Source organism: Micromonospora sp. CP22, from assembly GCF_009712475.1.
GTDB lineage: Bacteria > Actinomycetota > Actinomycetes > Mycobacteriales > Micromonosporaceae > Micromonospora.
The window spans coordinates 1-5,307 of record NZ_VCJO01000042.1 but is presented as its reverse complement, the minus strand read 5'-3'; the positions used below and the strand labels follow the sequence as shown (position 1 = coordinate 5,307).

Genomic DNA, 5,307 nt, shown 5'->3' with positions numbered 1-5,307 from the left:
GGGCTGGCCAGGCGTGTGTCTGGTTGGTTTGGATTCCTTTGGCAACATTTTTTGTTGTCGGGGTTGGATTTCTTTGACAGGTTTTTGTTGGAGAGTTTGATCCTGGCTCAGGACGAACGCTGGCGGCGTGCTTAACACATGCAAGTCGAGCGGAAAGGCCCTTCGGGGTACTCGAGCGGCGAACGGGTGAGTAACACGTGAGCAACCTGCCCTAGGCTTTGGGATAACCCTCGGAAACGGGGGCTAATACCGGATATTCACTTGCGGACGCATGTTTGTGGGTGGAAAGTTTTTCGGCTTGGGATGGGCTCGCGGCCTATCAGCTTGTTGGTGGGGTGATGGCCTACCAAGGCGACGACGGGTAGCCGGCCTGAGAGGGCGACCGGCCACACTGGGACTGAGACACGGCCCAGACTCCTACGGGAGGCAGCAGTGGGGAATATTGCACAATGGGCGGAAGCCTGATGCAGCGACGCCGCGTGAGGGATGACGGCCTTCGGGTTGTAAACCTCTTTCAGCAGGGACGAAGCGTGAGTGACGGTACCTGCAGAAGAAGCGCCGGCCAACTACGTGCCAGCAGCCGCGGTAAGACGTAGGGCGCGAGCGTTGTCCGGATTTATTGGGCGTAAAGAGCTCGTAGGCGGCTTGTCGCGTCGACTGTGAAAACCCGTGGCTCAACTGCGGGCCTGCAGTCGATACGGGCAGGCTAGAGTTCGGTAGGGGAGACTGGAATTCCTGGTGTAGCGGTGAAATGCGCAGATATCAGGAGGAACACCGGTGGCGAAGGCGGGTCTCTGGGCCGATACTGACGCTGAGGAGCGAAAGCGTGGGGAGCGAACAGGATTAGATACCCTGGTAGTCCACGCTGTAAACGTTGGGCGCTAGGTGTGGGGGGCCTCTCCGGTTCTCTGTGCCGCAGCTAACGCATTAAGCGCCCCGCCTGGGGAGTACGGCCGCAAGGCTAAAACTCAAAGGAATTGACGGGGGCCCGCACAAGCGGCGGAGCATGCGGATTAATTCGATGCAACGCGAAGAACCTTACCTGGGTTTGACATCGCCGGAAATCCTGCAGAGATGTGGGGTCCTTCGGGGCCGGTGACAGGTGGTGCATGGCTGTCGTCAGCTCGTGTCGTGAGATGTTGGGTTAAGTCCCGCAACGAGCGCAACCCTCGTCCCATGTTGCCAGCAATTCGGTTGGGGACTCATGGGAGACTGCCGGGGTCAACTCGGAGGAAGGTGGGGATGACGTCAAGTCATCATGCCCCTTATGTCCAGGGCTTCACGCATGCTACAATGGCCGGTACAATGGGCTGCGATACCGTGAGGTGGAGCGAATCCCAAAAAGCCGGTCTCAGTTCGGATCGGGGTCTGCAACTCGACCCCGTGAAGTCGGAGTCGCTAGTAATCGCAGATCAGCAACGCTGCGGTGAATACGTTCCCGGGCCTTGTACACACCGCCCGTCACGTCATGAAAGTCGGCAACACCCGAAGCCGGTGGCCCAACCCTTGTGGAGGGAGCCGTCGAAGGTGGGGCTGGCGATTGGGACGAAGTCGTAACAAGGTAGCCGTACCGGAAGGTGCGGCTGGATCACCTCCTTTCTAAGGAGCACCATTCAGCGAAGGCTGGTATGGGGCCCGCGGCCTGCGGATGTCGGGTCGGGGTGCTCGTTGGCGGAGACACTGGTGAAGTTTTCTGCCGGCAACGGCCATGGTTTCTAGTACAGCTGCTCTTCGGGGTGGTGGGAACGGGATGGTGGTGCGGCTGGTGGAGGATGTTTAGCACCCTGTTGGGTCCTGAAGGAACAACCTTGTGTGGTTGGTTTCTTCGGAGCCATTGCCTTGCCCGTGGTGGGTGGGGGTGGTTGCCAGGCATGGCCTGGTCTCGCATACCGTCGGCTGTTGGTCGGGCTGGTGTGGGGCTGTGGGTTGTGGGTTGGTTGTTTGTTGAGAATTGCACAGTGGACGCGAGCATCTTTGTGGTCAAGTTGTCAAGGGCGAACGGTGGATGCCTTGGCACCAGGAGCCGATGAAGGACGTGGGAGGCCGCGATAGGCCTGGGGGAGCTGTCAACCGAGCTGTGATCCCAGGGTGTCCGAATGGGGTAACCCGGCATCAGTCATGTGGTGTCACCTGCACCTGAACTCATAGGGTGTGTGGAGGGAACGCGGGGAAGTGAAACATCTCAGTACCCGTAGGAAGAGAAAACAATAGTGATTCCGTGAGTAGTGGCGAGCGAAAGCGGATTGAGGCTAAACCGGTTGCGTGTGATACCTGTCAGGGGTTGCGTGGTCGGGGTTGTGGGACCCTGCTGAGCGAGCTGACACTCGTTCGGGGAGTGATAAAACCAGTTGTTAGCTGAATGGTCTGGAAAGGCTGACCGTAGACGGTGATAGTCCGGTAGGTGAAAGCAGCTGGTCTTCTGTGGGTGTTCCCGAGTAGCGGCGGACTCCTGAAATCTGCCGTGAATCTGCCAGGACCACCTGGTAAGCCTAAATACTTCCTGGTGACCGATAGCGGACGAGTACCGTGAGGGAATGGTGAAAAGTACCCCGGGAGGGGAGTGAAATAGTACCTGAAACCGTTCGCCTACAATCCGTCGGAGCCTTGCGGGGTGACGGCGTGCCTTTTGAAGAATGAGCCTGCGAGTTAGTGGCATGTGGCGAGGTTAACCCGTGTGGGGGAGCCGTAGCGAAAGCGAGTCTGAAGAGGGCGTTTGAGTCGCATGTTCTAGACCCGAAGCGGAGTGATCTAGCCATGGGCAGGCTGAAGCGCGGGTAAGACCGTGTGGAGGGCCGAACCCACCAACGTTGAAAAGTTGGGGGATGACCTGTGGTTAGGGGTGAAAGGCCAATCAAACTCCGTGATAGCTGGTTCTCCCCGAAATGCATTTAGGTGCAGCGTCGTGTGTTTCTTGCCGGAGGTAGAGCACTGGATGGTCTAGGGGGCCTACAAGCTTACCGAAATCAGCCAAACTCCGAATGCCGGTAAGTGAGAGCGCGGCAGTGAGACTGCGGGGGATAAGCTTCGTAGTCGAGAGGGAAACAGCCCAGATCACCAGCTAAGGCCCCTAAGCGTGTGCTAAGTGGAAAAGGATGTGGGGTCGCATAGACAACCAGGAGGTTGGCTTAGAAGCAGCCACCCTTTAAAGAGTGCGTAATAGCTCACTGGTCAAGTGGTTCCGCGCCGACAATGTAGCGGGGCTCAAGCACACCGCCGAAGCTGTGGCATTCACACGTGTACTTCGCATCGTCTCTTCGGGGGTGGTGTGCAGGTGTGTGGGTGGGTAGGGGAGCGTCGTGCCGGGGGTGAAGCAGCCGAGTGATCGAGTTGTGGACGCGGCACGAGTGAGAATGCAGGCATGAGTAGCGAAAGAAGGGTGAGAAACCCTTCCGCCGGATGACCAAGGGTTCCAGGGCCAGGTTAATCCGCCCTGGGTGAGTCGGGACCTAAGGCGAGGCCGAGAGGCGTAGTCGATGGACAACGGGTTGATATTCCCGTACCCGCGAAGGAGCGTCCCTGATGAACCTCGTTGTGCTAACCATCCGATCTGCCTGAGACCTTCGGGTCGAGGGTGGGGAGCGTGGGAACCTGGCGGGTAGTAGTCAAGCGATGGGGTGACGCAGGAAGGTAGCTGAGCCCGGCCGGTGGTTGTGCCGGGGTAAGCGTGTAGGCCGACGTGTAGGCAAATCCGCACGTCATGTGGCTGAGACGTGATGCCGAGCCGATTCAGGTGAAGTCAGTGATCCTATGCTGCCGAGAAAAGCCTCTAGCGAGTTCTGAGCGGCCCGTACCCCAAACCGACACAGGTGGTCAGGTAGAGAATACCGAGGCGATCGGGTGAACTGTGGTTAAGGAACTCGGCAAATTGCCCCCGTAACTTAGGGAGAAGGGGGGCCGGAGACGTGAAGCCCCGCGCGGGTGGAGCGTTGTATGGCCGCAGAGAGCAGGGGGAAGCGACTGTTTACTAAAAACACAGGTCCATGCGAAGAAGTAATTCGATGTATATGGACTGACGCCTGCCCGGTGCTGGAACGTTAAGGGGACCTGTTAGCTCTTCGGGGCGAAGCGGAGAACTTAAGCGCCAGTAAACGGCGGTGGTAACTATAACCATCCTAAGGTAGCGAAATTCCTTGTCGGGTAAGTTCCGACCTGCACGAATGGCGTAACGACTTCCCCACTGTCTCAACCACAGGCCCGGCGAAATTGCAGTACGAGTAAAGATGCTCGTTACGCGCGGCAGGACGGAAAGACCCCGGGACCTTTACTATAGCTTGACATTGGTATTTGAGTCGGCTTGTGTAGGATAGGTGGGAGCCGGTGAAGCTCATACGCCAGTATGGGTGGAGGCAATCTTGAAATACCACTCTGGTTGATTCGGGTATCTAACTTCGGACCGTTATCCGGTTCAGGGACAGTGTCTGGTGGGTAGTTTAACTGGGGCGGTTGCCTCCTAAAGGGTAACGGAGGCGCCCAAAGGTTCCCTCAGCCTGGTTGGCAATCAGGTGTTGAGTGCAAGTACACAAGGGAGCTTGACTGTGAGACTGACGGGTCGAGCAGGGACGAAAGTCGGGACTAGTGATCCGGCACTTGCGTGTGGAAGCGGTGTCGCTCAACGGATAAAAGGTACCCCGGGGATAACAGGCTGATCTTCCCCAAGAGTCCATATCGACGGGATGGTTTGGCACCTCGATGTCGGCTCGTCGCATCCTGGGGCTGTAGCAGGTCCCAAGGGTTGGGCTGTTCGCCCATTAAAGCGGTACGCGAGCTGGGTTTAGAACGTCGTGAGACAGTTCGGTCCCTATCCGCCGTGCGCGTAGGATACTTGAGAAGGGCTGTCCCTAGTACGAGAGGACCGGGACGGACGAACCTCTGGTGTGCCAGTTGTCCCGCCAGGGGCACGGCTGGTTAGCTACGTTCGGAAGGGATAACCGCTGAAAGCATCTAAGCGGGAAGCCTGCTTCAAGATGAGGTATCCCACCCACCTTTGGTGGGGTAAGGCCCCCAGCTAGACGACTGGGTTGATAGGCCGGAAATGTAAGCCCGGTAACGGGTTCAGTTGACCGGTACTAATAGGCCGAGGACTTGCTCACAAAGATTCTGCTCGCGTCCACTGTGTAACTCACAGCAAACAAACAACACACCCGACACATGGTGTTGGTTGTTGGTGTTGTTTGACATGTTGATAAGGTTACGGCGGTCATGGCGGAGGGGAAACGCCCGGTCTCATTCCGAACCCGGAAGCTAAGCCCTCCAGCGCCGATGGTACTGCACCCGGGAGGGTGTGGGAGAGTAGGACACCGCCGGACA

The 5,307-nt window shown here is 57.9% G+C and carries 3 rRNA genes; all 3 read left to right on the top strand.

The window, feature by feature from the left end:
• Positions 1 to 84: 84 nt before the first annotated feature.
• The 3 genes from FF096_RS26040 (at position 85) to rrf (ending at position 5,306) form a co-directional block, all read left to right on the top strand.
• Positions 85 to 1,599: ribosomal RNA gene (locus tag FF096_RS26040) — 16S ribosomal RNA — on the top strand.
• Positions 1,600 to 1,978: 379 nt separating this feature from the next.
• Positions 1,979 to 5,090, top strand: a 23S ribosomal RNA gene (locus FF096_RS26035).
• A gap of 99 nt (positions 5,091 to 5,189) precedes the next feature.
• A 5S ribosomal RNA gene (gene rrf, locus FF096_RS26030) occupies positions 5,190 to 5,306 on the top strand.
• Together the 16S, 23S and 5S rRNA genes form the textbook arrangement of a ribosomal RNA operon.
• Position 5,307: the final 1 nt, after the last annotated feature.